This is a genomic window from Breznakia pachnodae (genome assembly GCF_030814225.1).
GTDB lineage: Bacteria > Bacillota_I > Bacilli_A > Erysipelotrichales > Erysipelotrichaceae > Breznakia > Breznakia pachnodae.
On sequence record NZ_JAUSUR010000006.1, the window covers coordinates 24,631 to 39,353 of the forward strand.

Consider the following 14,723-nt stretch of genomic DNA (forward strand, 5'->3'; position numbering starts at 1 on the left):
TTAGTTACTTGGTTTTACTGCTTTAGAAATCATCTTTTGAATCACTGTTTTATCTGCAGTGTTAATTCTTCCATCGCCATTCATATCAGCTAAGAATTCTGTAAACTCATCATTGATTCCTAAATCATTCATATTTGGCGTTTTACTTGATGCATATTTTTGAATACGCATTGCATCTACTGTATTTATAATTCCATCTCTTGTAACATCACCTGGAACTACTACATAAATAGATGCAGTTGATGTATTATAAGCAGCTGTTAATTTTACTACTCCTGATTTTTTAGCAGTCACTTTATTTGAACCGTCTGCGATTGTTGCATAAGTGAAAGAATCTGAGAACCCTCCAGCACTTTCTACAGTCCATGTAACATTAGACAGTTCACTTGAAGTTAGTGTTGTACCATCTAATTCAATATTCAAATCGTAATAATTCTTATATCCAAATGGATACAAAATTGATGATTCACTTGTAGCACCTGTACGATAAATTACTACAATTCCATCGTCAGCACCAAAGTCATCTACTATTTTCAATTCCAGTGCTGCTGCACTTTCAACCACACCTTGGTATACAACGCTATCTAAATAATTGATAGTTGCAGTAATTGTTCCACTGGTATAATCATTCGCGCTATCACTACTCCATGCATATAGAGATGTATCTAATGCATCCCAACTGAATGTATATTCATTATCATGGAAACAACTAAGCAGAGGTACATTCATAGTATAGTCACCGTTTACATCAGTTGTTGCACGCATACGTTGAGTTCCATTGTCTTTTCCAACAATTGTTTCATTTGCTACATAAGTATCACTACCATCATAAATACCATTACTATTTGTATCTATAAATAGATTTCCACTTATTGTGTTATTTGCATATGGATAACCAATTCCTGGTAAGTCAATTACAGCATCTTTACCATTTACACTCACAATAGACGCTACTGCAGGAACTGAACTAGCTGTTGTCAGATCATTTGTGCTTAACCCTGTAGAAGCAGCATCTTTCCCTGCAAACGTAATCGCTCCATTATTATTGTCTACTAAGTATATAGCACTACCTGTGTAATCTGTTGTATCACTCACAACAGTCAATGGTTGTACTCCTGCAACTGCTGTAAATTCTTCATTTACTGAATCATACGTCAGTTCATTTGTAACTCTTTGACCACCTAACATTGAAGTATAAAAGTTATCTTCAATTGTTGCAGTTGGATCAACTGTATTTGCAAATGTTTCATAGTAACTTAATGTATCAGCTGCATCGTATTTCCCTGCACGACCTAGCACTGTATTTGCGTTTACAGTTGCATCACTTTCAATCTCCACTGTGAATGCTCCAGCTGCTGCATCACCAAGAGTTGCACTTGCTTTTGCACTATCTTTCACATACACAGCATTGTTACTTGCTTCACCAGCTACTTCAACCGCAAACCCTCCAGCCACACTACTTCCAGTCACCTGTTCTGCTGGTATAGCTGATGGATTTCGTATACTATCTGTATCTTCAGCGTGAGCACTCATTAATCCATCAATACGTACAATATTACCAGTTGCTTTTCCTACAGTAGTTAACCCACCAAAGAAACCTCCAACCATTGCTTTGTATTCTGCATTAACACTAATATCTCCACCGATATATACGAAATTATCTTTCACTGTTCGCTCACTAATGTTTGCTAACAATCCTGAACCATACGTCACATTACCACCATCTATATAAGAAAATCCATATGCTTCTGCAGAAGATGTTTCATCATCCGCAGCTGATGTTACTGTAATATCACCATGAAATTTAAGACTATTGTTTTCAGTAACCATCGATCTACCATAATATAATCCATAGAACTTCGCAGATCCATTTGCGCTTGTTACACTTATATCTCCATCAACTTCTACACTACTATTCTTGATAGTAGCTGGATAACTGATATCTCCAGTAGTCGTATTCACTGCATCCATAACGTAACTTCCATAGAAGTATGCCGCTCCCTTATTGGTATCTTGATCATTCTCAATGATCACATCTCCACCAATATAATAAGAATCATTATTTGAAGTGTTATTGATATTGTAGTTAAGGAAAATTGACGAAGTTGATGTATCAGCACCACTTGCCAGCTGTAAGCCACTTCGTTTCGAAACAACATCACCACTAATATTTACTGATATATTATCTGTAGAATATGTTTTAATAACTGGAGCTATCACACCAAGAACTACTGTTGATCCACCTCTACCTTGCGCTATTACATCTCCACCAACATTAACACTAATATCTTTATATTGAGGCGTAGTCATATCTCCAGCATAACTTGACCAGTCATTAGCACCAATCAGATGAACATTTCCACCTTCATCTACAGTTAATCCTGCACCACCTTCATCACCAATACGAGAAATTACGTCTCCACCAACATTCAATGTTGCGTTTTCAATTGATGATCCATGTGAGAAAAAGCCAAACACTCCATCATATACCAATCCATAACTAGAGCGAGACAATTCATAAGATTCAATATTTTCTTCAACATTTACTGTAATGTTTCTTACGTAATCCAATCCATTTCCTGGCTTAACCATAATATAATCTGCAAAACCCGAAACAACATTGGTTACATTATTAGGATTATTTGAAATAGCATAAATATTTTTTACATTGATTTCAACATTTTCTACACTCGTTCCACCTTGAATTGAGCGGGCAAAACCAACAACTGTAGATATCGTTCCTGCATCTGATTCTAAAGTATCTTTTGGTGTTCCAATCGTCCCTGCTGTAACTGAAATATTATTAACTGTTGTTTGTGTACCTGCTAACGCACCTACAGTATCTACAAATCCTGCAGCACGAACTCCAATAATCGATGCTCCTAATCCATGTGGATCTTTATTCGGTACAATATCATGATAGTTACCACTATCATCCTGTACTAGCACATGAATGTTATCCATTGATACCCCAGCTGCATCAATCGCAAATCCAGTTCCTTCAACATCCCCAGTATAATGTACTGTCAAATCTTTAAAGGTAATCGGAACTCGAGTATCATTAATACCATTGAAATAATGTTGTCCATTCAGTCTTGGAAATAATGACCTTGATGGTTCAGCGGTATCTACATTTACTTTAATTGTATAACCTCCACCATCAAAGCTTGATTGAAAACTTCCAATATAATACGGATTAGTTCCATATCCAACTGCAGGAACACAAATCGCTTTATCTAAATCAGAAGCATTAATATTCATATCTCTAGTTAAGATATATTCATTTCCTTCTTCAACTGCTTGTGTGTTCAAAAGAGTTATCAACTCTGTCTCATTATTAATATAGACAGGAGTTTCTCCTGCTCTGGACATTCTGCCCAGACCTTCATTTGGATCTAACTCTTTTCTTCCCTGATCTATATCGATTTCATCAATCGTCAGTTCATCAATTGTCTCATAGTTCCAATCTGTACTTTTTTCCTCCTCTCCTTTCACTGTAAGGTCCCCAGTAAAAATACAGGTTATCCCTAATAAAACAATCATAATTAGTTTTAATTTTTTCATAAATCCCTCCTGAAATTATGACTCCCTCTATGTACTAATCACACCTAATAGTCAGTAAAGGGATTGCTTCACTATTAAGTGTTTGGAAAGCATTTATTCAATCAAATTAATTTAAAAGAAAGATAATCCATGCTATACTTACAACGCATAAAATGTAGGTAGCATAGTAAGGTTCATAAATTATTTACATTTATGAATTGTTTTATTCAAAATACTGCAATTCTCCATTAAATATGCACAAAATGTTGTTTTGGCATATTGCTTTTTGCCTTTTTTGTGTGTATAATACACTCGTAAAGATATTTATTCTTTCAATCATAAGAAAAAGCAAAAATATATCATTAAATAAGTTCGTAAATGTAAATAATTTACGAACTTTTTTTGATTATTACGCAACTCCTTTTCACAGTTAGCTATAATAGAATGAATGAGTTATAAAAATATAACTCTAAATGAAGGGGGCTTAAAAATGAAAGAATCGATTAACAGAAACACAAATTATGTATTGTTTACTGAATATTGGTTAAAGAACTACAAGAAACTTCAACTGAAGGAAACAACGTATTCAATTTACCAGTATCGATGTGAGAAGTATGTATTTCCTTATTTTGATCGGTATAAAATAAAGGAAATCAATGTTTTTCATTTGCAGGAATTTGTAAATCATCTTTTAACACAGGGCAGAGAATTAAGTTCACAGACAATTTATGGAATTATTAACATTATGAAACAGTCACTGGAGTTCTGTAAGAGTATTGACATTATACCGAGCAATCCATGTGACAATGTAGTGATTCCCAAGCGGTTATATCGCAGAAAGGTTCTTGCGTTATCGTTTGAACAACAGCAACATTTAATCGAAGTATTACATCAGGGTTACAATGAAAAGAGTTTATGTGTAGAATTGGCTTTAGTTACAGGCATGAGAATTGGTGAGTTATGTGCATTAAAGTGGGAAAATGTCGATTTCATCAACAAAACAATTAAAGTAAGGGCAACAATTCAAAGAATAAAAACCAAGCATTCCACAAAAGTAATCGAGGTACTACCAAAGAATACAACTTCATATCGAAAGATACCAGTTACTGATGAATACTGTAAGCTTTTAAAAGATATAAAGCAGAAACAACAAAATTCACCTTATGTCTTTTCTAAAAATGCGCAGAAACCATTGGATGTAAGAACCATACAAAAGTATTTTAAAAAGGTATCGCAGAAAGCAGATATCTACAATGTAGGTTTTCACTCACTGCGGCATACGTTTGCGACAAGAGCATTAGAATCAGGGATGGATATTAAAACATTAAGTAGTTTATTAGGGCATAGTAATATCCAGACAACTTTGAACATTTATGTTCATACGCAAGACACCCAAAAGACAAAACAGATTGAACAACTGATGAATTATATACAGTTGTCACCATCTCAAATACAACAAAGGAGCGCTTCAAATTAGCGCTCCTTCTTATTTTTTATTGTATCCTTTACATGCGAAACCGCCAGTATCGGATGATGCAGTAACATTCTGGGTCCTGAAAACTTCATTACACTGCGAATCGCTTCACGTTTCTCTTTCTGATAACAATGCACCTTACAAGAGGAACAAAAAGTTTTTGTATCCTTAAATGGACATTTATCAATTCGCATTAGTGCATAATCAAGTAATTGTTTACAATCACTACACATTTCTTTCTGCTTATGATTTTTCTTACAATACAATTCAACCATAAACGTAATTGTTTTCTTTTCTTGCTTCGTTTTTGAATCTACACTCATGACGCCTTTACTGCCTTCACATCAATTACTTCATCAGCAATCTTCAGTGATGATGCGCGATGACTGACAAGCAGAACCGTTTTATCTTTCGTATGTTCTTTTACTGCTTTCATAATAATTGCTTCATTCAGACTATCCAGATTACTTGTTGGTTCATCCAACAATAATAAGTCTGTATCATGCAGAAACGCTCTTGCAATTCCCATACGTTGTTTCTGCCCACCTGACAATCTGGAACCAAGATTTCCTACATTCGTCTCATAACCTTCTTCTAACGTAGTTATAAACTCATGAATATTGGCTTTCTTACAAGCTTCAATAACTTCATCATCACTTGCTTCTGGTTTAGCTACCTTAATATTATTAAGAATTGTATCATTAAACAAATAGGTTTCCTGAGTTACATAACTTTCAATCTTACGAATTCCCGATGTACTCCATTCACGAATATCACTACCACTAATTGACACTGTTCCTTGTTGAGAATCAAAGAAGCGCATCAGCAATTTCAATAATGTTGATTTACCACTTCCACTCTTCCCTTTGATACCAATGATTTTATTCTTTGAGATTGAAAGACTAACATCTTTTAATACCGCTTCATCATCATAAGCAAACGTAACATTATCAACTGCAGCACCTTCATATGCTTTATTGACACCATCTTTTACTTCCTTAATTTGTGGTTCTTCTTCCAGTAAACTCAACACTCGCTCTCCACTTGCGAAGGTAACAACTAAGTTATTTGCAAGGTTAGATAATGCAGTAACTGGTCCAAATGAACTTGCCATTGCAACAGTTGCAATTAATACAACACCAAATGTTAGTTCTCCTTTTGTATATAACCAAGCAGATAAAGCAAACATTGAAAGCGTAAAGAACATAATCACAAAATCCGTTAATGCTTTTGATGTTCCTTCTGCTTTCTTTAGTTTCTTACTTACTTTATTATATTCCGTACTTTTATCAATCAGTTCTTCAATTCTTTCATTACTGCGTTGGAACTGCATAATTTCTTTCATACCATTTACACATTCCAAAACATAACTATTCAAAGAACCAAATTGCTCACGTTGTTCAAGTCCATCATCTTTTCCTACTTTCGAAGTATAGACAGGTAGAATCACTCCAACTACAATGTATGCAATTGCTGCTAATCCACCTAATAATGGATGAAAACTTGTAATATAGATAATCATAATAATTGAAACAATAATTGCAATTAATACTGGTGATATCGTATGAGCATAGAACACCTCTAACAACTCTACATCACTTGTAATCATTGAAACTAAGTTTCCTTTTTCTTTTGTTTCTAATTTTGCTGGTGCTAATTCACGCAACTTACGAAATACACGATCACGAATAATTGCCAATAACTTAAATGCAATATAGTGATTGGATGCCTGTTCTCCATAACGTAAGAATCCTCGCACTACACCACAAACTATTAAAATCGCAAACAATAACGTTAATCGTTCAGTATTAGAAGATAAAATATCTACAACTGCTTGTGCACCAAGTACACTAATCGAAATTGATGCTAAGAATCCCAGTACCCCTAAGATTACCGCAGCAAACATAACGAATATCATTGATTTTACTAAACCAATCAGACCCATTACAATCTTAATTCCACTTCTTCTACGCATGAGTTTCACCTCCTGTATAAGCTTCAAATGACATCTGTACATCATTCATTTCCTTATACAATCCAGATTGGCTATACAGTTGCTGATGGGTTCCCTGTTCAACAATCGCTCCATCTTTCATTACATAAATAATATCTGCATCATGAACATTTGCCAGACGATGAGAAATAAAGATAACAATTTTCTCTTTTGCAAGTTTGTGAATTACATTCACAATATCAAGTTCACTCTCTACATCAATATTTGAAGTAGCTTCATCAAATATATACACTGAAGAATCATGAAGAAGTGCACGAGCCAACGCCAGACGTTGTGCCTGACCTCCTGACAGGTTGCTTCCTTTTTCCATCAACTTTGTATGCAATCCATCCTGCGTTTTCAAATACTCCGACAGATTTACAATATCCAGTGCCTGCCACATTTCATCTTCGCTCGCTTTTGGATTTCCATCTAAAAGTGCAGAATACACCGTTCCTTTAAATAAATAATTATAGTCTTCTATTTTGGTAATTTGTTCATGCAGACTTGTGAAATCAATCGTATTCACTTCTTTACCATTTAATAAGATATTTCCTTTATACTCATCATACCCGCCAGTTAATAATGTTGATAATGTAGATTTACCACATCCGGATTCACCTACAAAAGCATATAATCCATTATCTTTAAACTCAACATTAATTCCTTTCAATACATCTTTCTTATCATCATAAGAATACACAAGTTCTTTCACTTCAACTGTTTTGATTTTATCATCTACATTATTTGTTCGCTTATCAGAAATTGGTGCATCTAAGAAACTAAATATTTTCTTGCTCGCTGCATTTCCATTCATTGCAATATGAAAGAACGAACCTAACAAACGTAATGGAATAAAAAATTCAGCTGATAACATAATCATCATAAATGTTTCACCAATTGTAATCTCATTATTATTGAATGCAATTAGCGAGAACACAATCCCTACAGCAGCTCCACCAAAGGCAACTAAGTCCATAATACTGATTGAGTTTAACTGCATTACCAATACCTTCATTGTTACTTTTCTAAAGTTCTCTGCTTCTTCATTCATTTTCTCTTGTTGTTCTTTATCGCTCTCATATATTTTTAGCGTAGTTAATCCACGAATATTATCTAAGAAGCGATCACCAAGATTTGCATACATTCCCCAGTACTTACTTAATAACTTCTTCGCAAACTTCTGTACCATCACAATTGACATTGGAATAATAGGTACACAGATAAACAATACAATTGCTGCCTTAAAACTAATTGTAGATAATACTATAAACAGTGTAAGTGGCGCTAATAAACTATAGAAGAACTGTGGCATATAGCGTCCAAAGTACGTTTCTAACTGATCAACACCTTCTACGGTTAACTGAACCAATTCAGCATTCTTTAGTTCTTTCTGATTCGTTCTATTTAGTAAAAATAACTTTTCAAATATTTGTTTTCTAAGATTCAACTTAATATCCTTTGATGCCAGATAAGACATTCTCGTCATTAACTTATCCATAACAAAACGAATAACTAAACATCCTGCTACAATTGCAAACGAAATTATAATTGTATCTTCTTTTAATACATCTGCATACAAGTCATTAAATATATTGGCAATAACCCCTATCAAGACAATCTGTGCCAACAAACTAATCCATTGGCACAGTACTTGATAATATATATATTTCTTGCTGTCAGCTGCACTTTGAAGCAACCGTTTATTTATCATAAACCGTTCCCTCTTCTCCTGCTTTAATTGTCTTGATTCTAAATATAAAATAATAATATTTAATGATCATCAAAACAATGATAGTTGCTCTTCCATAGATGTTATTCATCATGAAAAAGGCAATCATTAACATCGTACTGGCAAATGCCAGTAATGTCACTTTTGTCTTCAAAGTCATTGATCTGGTTTGAACAAAATCATGAATATGATTCTTATAGATACTTGTTCCCATAAACCAATCACGTGCTCTATCCGAACTACGAGTAAAGCAATATAAAGCTACCAATAAAAATGGTGTTGTTGGTAAGATTGGTAATACAATTCCAATACACCCGATAGCTGTCATAATCATTCCTAATACAAAGTAAACTACTTTCATAACTACCTCTCTTTTAGTTAGATTAAACTAACATATAAATGTTAACATTCACTAACTTTTGTGTCAATAATATAAAAATAAAATTCATTCTTATACTGTTAATACTACTTTTCTTCCTTCGTGTTCAAACAAAGCAAGTTTCTTTTGAAATGCAGATTCTAAATTCACATCATTGATTACACTTTCTGGTGTTCCCTGATGAATCTTATTGGAATCTTTTTCGAATAAGACAATTTCATCACTATAATGTACTGCCTGATTAATATCATGCAAAATCATAATAATTGTCTTTTGATATGTTTTATTTAATTCTTTGATTAACTTCAACACCTCAATCTGATAATGAATATCCAGATAGGTTGTTGGCTCATCAAATAAAATAATTTCGGTATCTTGAGCTAACGCCATTGCAATCCATACTCGTTGTTTTTGTCCTCCAGATAATTCAGAGAATCTTCGTTTCTTTAACGATAATAAATCACTGACCTGCAATGCCCATTCAATTTTTTCTAAATCTTCTTTAGAATTATTGGATTGTAATCCACGATGTGGAATCCGTCCATATCCAACAAGATCTTCTACACTAATATCGTCCGGTGCAGTATTTTGCTGGTGTACAATTGCAATCTTTTTCGCAAATTCCTTGCGACCATATTCACTATACCCTTGCCCATTTAGATACATCTCACCTTCATTCGGTGTCATGTGCTTATTAAGCAAATATAGTAAAGTTGTTTTTCCACATCCATTCGCTCCTAGAAAAGTAGTAATCTTCTTCTCTTTGATTGTGATTGTTAAATCATCAAGAACATATTCTTTATCATATTTAAAGCGAATATTCTTTATTTGTATTATATCTTTATTTTCCATACACATCATCACTCTTTTTCAATAAAATTATAAACAATGGTCCACCAACTAATGACATCAGTATCGCTGCAGATATCTCATACGGAGGCATAATTAATCTTCCAACTGTATCAGCCAACAAAAGTAGAAACGCTCCAAGTAACATGCTAAATGGAATCAGATGTTTATGGTTTGATCCTACACATAAGCGAGCAATATGTGGTGCAATTAATCCCAGAAATGAAATAACCCCTACAATCGCAGTGGAGATACTTGCCAGTAGTACAGAGATAAACATTAAGAAGATTCTTATTTTATTCACCTGTACCCCAAGTGATTGAATTGTTTTATCTTCTAATGCCATTAGATCACATGCCTTTACACTAAATAGTGACAATACGAATCCAATACAACTATAGAACACAATCATATTTACATCATTCCACGTTTTCAGTGTAATGTTTGCTTCCACAATACTAGCTACACCTGATTGTCCACTTCCAGAAAACAACTCAATTAATGCAGTGCAAACCGCATTAACAGCAATCCCTGTCAGAATCACTCGTAATGGTTTCATTCCTGATTTCCATGACAGAAGATATAAAATTACACTAGTAATCAGACCTCCAATAAAGGCAAAGATAGGAATCTGAAAATACATACCTGGAAATAAGGACGCAACAATCACTGTAGCCAGTGATGCTCCACTCGAGATTCCAATAATTGATGGATCCGCCAAAGGATTTCGTAATACTGCCTGAAGAATTACCCCGGCAACAGCTAGAGATGCACCCGCAAACATCGCAATAAAGACTCTTGGAAACCGTAAATCTACAATTGATGCAACATTGCGGTCATACTCCACAAACAATCCTTTAAATAATTCTATTGGTGTGACTTTAATTGAACCTGAATTGATTGCAATAAAGAATAAAGCAATCAGGGCAACTACAAGTAGTATCGTTAATAATTTCTTGTTTTTAATTAATCGCTTACTTGCTGCCATAGAATAATTCATCCAATACTTCTAATGCTTTCTGATAATTGAAATTTGCACTCATTCCAAAGTATTCATTATCTAAGTCATATACTTTGTTATTGGTTACTGCATCAAAATGCTGCCAAATTTCATTTGTAGAAAATTCTTCTTCAAACATTACCTGAACATCTTCTGGTTGTGCATGAGATGTTCTTAAAATAATATCCGGGCTCTTTTCCAACATATCTTCAACATTTACATTTATAAAATCTTCTTCACTTTCCCCTGTATAAACATTCTTTCCACCTGCTAATTCTACCAAACTACCTACATAACTATTTTCAGTTGCGACAACATAGGAACCAGGCAATCCCATAAGGATCAGAACACGTGGCCCTTCCCTATCTCCATTCTTTTCCTGATAGTCCTCCATATAAGTTTTGAAGTCATCTACCAATACTTGAGCTTCCTCTTCTTTTCCAATCAGTGCTCCCAATTCTTCAATTGATTTATACATTCCAGTAACACTTTTCAGGTTCATGAATGCTGCATCAATTTTTGAATTACTGTAACGTTCTTTTAAATCACCTTCTAAACTATTTGGTGATAAAATCAATGTCGGATTTAAAGTTGATATAATTTCCATATCTGGATTCATAGGCATTCCCACTTCATCCACTCCATCATATCGCTCTGGTAGTGTATATGTTTCTGATGTTGGAACCCCAACAACAGTATCCACTCCTAACTCATCTAAGATCTCTGCTATCGCTACTGAAGTAGTAACTATTCTTTCTTCACTTTGTTCTTCTTGACTGACGCATCCTGTGGTGAAAAGCAAGGCTGCCACTATTAACAACTTTTTCATTTTGCACCTCTAAACTTCTTTATATAAACAAAATAACCCAAACCAGCCAGACACACGACACCACCAAGAATAATTCCCCATGGCATACTACTACCGTTGCTTGTCTTTTCTTTCTTTTGATTTTCATAAATCGTCAAACCTTCAGCCTTTTCATATAATTCATCAAATGAACGAATCGAAATATCTTCAAGTTCTTTTTCTTCATCTTTTACTTCCGTTTCTGCATCAGCTGTTGTATTTTCAGCAGTTTGATTTTCAGCAGTTGAAGCATTACCACTAGTATCTTGTGTAACCTGTTGCTGTTGTGTTTGATCACTGGCTGTTGACTGAGATACCATTAACGCATTAAAAACACCGGTTCCTGGTGTCATCGATCCTGTATTTAGCTTTATAAAAAACTGGACTTCTCTTCCCATTGCATCAACATATAAAATAGGACTGATATATAAATCTACAGATACAACTTCAATACGATAATGATTAACTGTATCACCATCCATAGTACTTGTTCCTGTAACTGTTGCTGGTGCATATTGATATCCACCACCTGCAGAAGTTTGGATATTCATACTAACACTTGAAATGTTTGACATCTGTCCAATCCCAATTGTCACATATGTTTTCCCATTGACTTGTTCTACTAAAGCATATGTATCTACAATACTTGCACACATACTTTCTCCTAAACTGATATTAGAACCACCATCAGCAGTTTGTCCTGTTTCAGGATTCACATATGCTGTTGTTCGTGATACTAAATACGCTCCATCCTCTACTGCATATAAAGGTTTTGAGTGCAATGCTAATACACTGATTAGCATCACACCCAAAAGAGATATTTTTAAACAAGTCTTAAGAAACTTATTGTTTTTTTGCTCTAGCAGTAACATACATACCTGCCATTCCTGCCATTACTAGCATTGCTAATAGTAATGCAGAATTTGTAGTATCACCTGCTGCAACTGATGCAGATTGATTTGTTGCTGCTGGTGTTTTTGTATTACTTGTAGTTCCTGTGTTTCCTGTGTTACCAGAATCATCTGTAGCTCCAGGAGCAACACTTAAGTCTGTATCATCAGAAACTTTTTCCATTGCAGTGTAATCAATTTTTAGTCTTGCTGCAATATCTTGGTTCCCCATAAGTGCAACTTGTGGATTTACTAACACATCAAGATATTCATTCATGTGAGGAAGTACAAATGAGAAGCTTGTTGGATTTCCATCAGCATCTTTTGTTTCCACAACTGCATTTGTATAACTTCTTGCTAAACTAACAATTTTCAACTCCTGCAATGATGCAATGATTGTTCCAAATTGCATTTCCTGTGTATACATGTACATTGTAGCTTCACCATCTTCTACAACGATTCTTGCAGTTGGTAATACTGCTGAAGCGGCCATTGAAGCTTGATCTGCAGTAGCATGCCATAAAGCAACTGGCACTTCGTATACACCATCTTTTAATACATCAGCTTCAACAACAACTAATCCATCAATTGCTTCTTGTAAAGCAACAACTTGTGCATCAATCTCTGCTTGTGTAGAGTTTGCATTTGCTGAAACTGTTTCTGCAGCTGTAATAGCAGCCATTAATGTAGCAAAACTTTCTTCTGTGTATTCGCTTGAATCATATGCTTTAGCAGAACCAATTAATGCATTTAATTCTGTAAAGTCTAACACAGTAACTGCGCTATCCCATTCGATTTGAAGTTTTTGTCCAACTTCATGTCCATCTGGGAACATTGTTAAGAAATATGAAGGTGTTGGAACTGGCATGTAAGCCATTAATAATTCTTCTACTACTGTTCCTTCTTTGATTTCAATTGGGAACGTTACTGAAGTCGGGAATCCTTCTTCATCTAAGTCTCCATATAATGCTTCAAGATATACACCATCAGCATTCATAATTTTAAATGATTTCAAATATGCAGTTAAACCTGATTTACCTGCAGTTTTCGTTTGCAATGTCATAAGTGTTACACCGTTTGAATATGTTTCAACTACTCCTGTATATTCAACCCATGCATCTTCTTCCGTTGAAGCTACACTTGATGAGCTTAATTGAACAACATCTACTTCTTGTCTTTTTACTAACGTTGCACCTTCAGTAGAAGTGATACCAACTAACCCGCTAATCGCTTCTTGAAGCAATGTTGTTTGTTCATTTACTTCTGCTTGCGTTGCATCTGCATTTGCAAGTACAGTATTTGCATTTGTAATTGCAGTTTGTAATGCAGCATAACTTGCAGATGTATAATTAGCTTTATCATAACCATTAGCAGTAGTAACCAATGAAGTTAAAGTTGATTTGTTTGTTTCAATCAAATCTCCGTAATTAACTCGTACAATTGCAGTAGATGTTCTTCCTGAAGTTTCTAAAGATACATAGATATCTGTTTGGTTCTTTTCAGGAACTTTAAATTTAACAACTTCTGGTTTAGCTTCTGATGTAAAACTAGGAATAAATGTTGAAATAACCTCTGTATCCTTTGCATTAGCTACATCTGATGAAGCATCCTTATTTTCAAAATAAGAAACTTTATCTGTAACAGCTGGATAAGACATAATTACCGTTTCCTGAAAAGTAAGATATAAATACCACTCTCCGTTTTCAACTTTCAATTTTGCATCCGATTTCAATACATCAGCTGACATTGATAAATTTTCAGGGGCTGTCGCATTATATAACCCTACAGTTACATCGTATTCCCCTTCAGCGATTGTACCGGTATCATCAGCAGATACTTCTGTGGATGGTACTAATGTAGCCATCATAGCGAATGCTATCAACACATAGAATAATCTTCTCATTTTATTCATTCTCATGTTTCCTCCTTGAATAAATATTTGTTAGTTTAGACTAACATTTAAAGATTAACATATCATTTCACACAATTCAACCATAAGTTTGTTAAAGTTAACTT

11 protein-coding genes are annotated in these 14,723 nt (G+C 34.4%); 1 reads left to right on the forward strand and 10 read right to left on the reverse strand.

The genetic code is table 11. The features are described from left to right. Window positions 1–3,564, reverse strand: coding sequence for a dockerin type I repeat-containing protein (locus tag J2S15_RS14760; protein ID WP_307409671.1), 3,564 nt, complete (start codon window positions 3,562–3,564; stop codon window positions 1–3). Window positions 3,565–4,033: 469 nt separating this feature from the next. On the opposite strand from J2S15_RS14760, the gene J2S15_RS14765 reads away from it, so the two are divergent. Beyond that, window positions 4,034–5,020: a tyrosine-type recombinase/integrase gene (locus J2S15_RS14765; protein ID WP_307409674.1), complete on the forward strand. Its 987-nt coding sequence runs from the start codon at window positions 4,034–4,036 to the stop codon at window positions 5,018–5,020. On the opposite strand, the gene J2S15_RS14770 is transcribed toward J2S15_RS14765, so the two are convergent. The 9 genes from J2S15_RS14770 to J2S15_RS14810 all read right to left on the reverse strand — a co-directional run bounded on the left by J2S15_RS14770 (window position 5,017) and on the right by J2S15_RS14810 (window position 14,625). Beyond that, window positions 5,017–5,340 carry a nitrous oxide-stimulated promoter family protein gene (locus tag J2S15_RS14770; RefSeq protein ID WP_307409676.1) on the reverse strand — a complete coding sequence of 108 codons (324 nt, stop codon included), beginning with the start codon at window positions 5,338–5,340 and terminating at the stop codon, window positions 5,017–5,019. The genes J2S15_RS14765 and J2S15_RS14770 overlap by 4 nt on opposite strands. After that, window positions 5,337–6,992, reverse strand: coding sequence for an amino acid ABC transporter ATP-binding/permease protein (locus J2S15_RS14775; RefSeq protein WP_307409677.1), 1,656 nt, complete (start codon window positions 6,990–6,992; stop codon window positions 5,337–5,339). Before J2S15_RS14775 ends, J2S15_RS14770 begins: the two co-directional genes overlap by 4 nt. Next, window positions 6,985–8,724 (reverse strand): ABC transporter ATP-binding protein/permease, encoded by a 1,740-nt coding sequence (locus J2S15_RS14780; RefSeq protein WP_307409679.1) that lies wholly within the window; start codon window positions 8,722–8,724, stop codon window positions 6,985–6,987. The genes J2S15_RS14775 and J2S15_RS14780 overlap by 8 nt, the downstream gene beginning before the upstream one ends. Continuing rightward, window positions 8,714–9,103 carry a YbaN family protein gene (locus tag J2S15_RS14785; protein ID WP_307409681.1) on the reverse strand — a complete coding sequence of 130 codons (390 nt, stop codon included), beginning with the start codon at window positions 9,101–9,103 and terminating at the stop codon, window positions 8,714–8,716. Before J2S15_RS14785 ends, J2S15_RS14780 begins: the two co-directional genes overlap by 11 nt. Before the next feature lie 90 nt (window positions 9,104–9,193). Next, complete coding sequence (locus tag J2S15_RS14790) at window positions 9,194–9,973, reverse strand: ABC transporter ATP-binding protein (protein ID WP_307409683.1); 780 nt, start codon at window positions 9,971–9,973, stop codon at window positions 9,194–9,196. Beyond that, window positions 9,963–10,958 (reverse strand): FecCD family ABC transporter permease, encoded by a 996-nt coding sequence (locus tag J2S15_RS14795; protein ID WP_307409685.1) that lies wholly within the window; start codon window positions 10,956–10,958, stop codon window positions 9,963–9,965. Before J2S15_RS14795 ends, J2S15_RS14790 begins: the two co-directional genes overlap by 11 nt. Beyond that, complete coding sequence (isdE, locus tag J2S15_RS14800) at window positions 10,945–11,799, reverse strand: heme ABC transporter substrate-binding protein IsdE (RefSeq protein ID WP_307409687.1); 855 nt, start codon at window positions 11,797–11,799, stop codon at window positions 10,945–10,947. The genes J2S15_RS14795 and isdE overlap by 14 nt, the downstream gene beginning before the upstream one ends. Next, on the reverse strand, window positions 11,796–12,689 hold the full coding sequence (locus J2S15_RS14805) for a heme-binding Shp domain-containing protein (protein WP_307409689.1): 894 nt from the start codon (window positions 12,687–12,689) through the stop codon (window positions 11,796–11,798). Before J2S15_RS14805 ends, isdE begins: the two co-directional genes overlap by 4 nt. Continuing rightward, window positions 12,661–14,625, reverse strand: coding sequence for an NEAT domain-containing protein (locus J2S15_RS14810; protein WP_307409691.1), 1,965 nt, complete (start codon window positions 14,623–14,625; stop codon window positions 12,661–12,663). Before J2S15_RS14810 ends, J2S15_RS14805 begins: the two co-directional genes overlap by 29 nt. Between the last annotated feature and the right edge of the window lie 98 nt (window positions 14,626–14,723).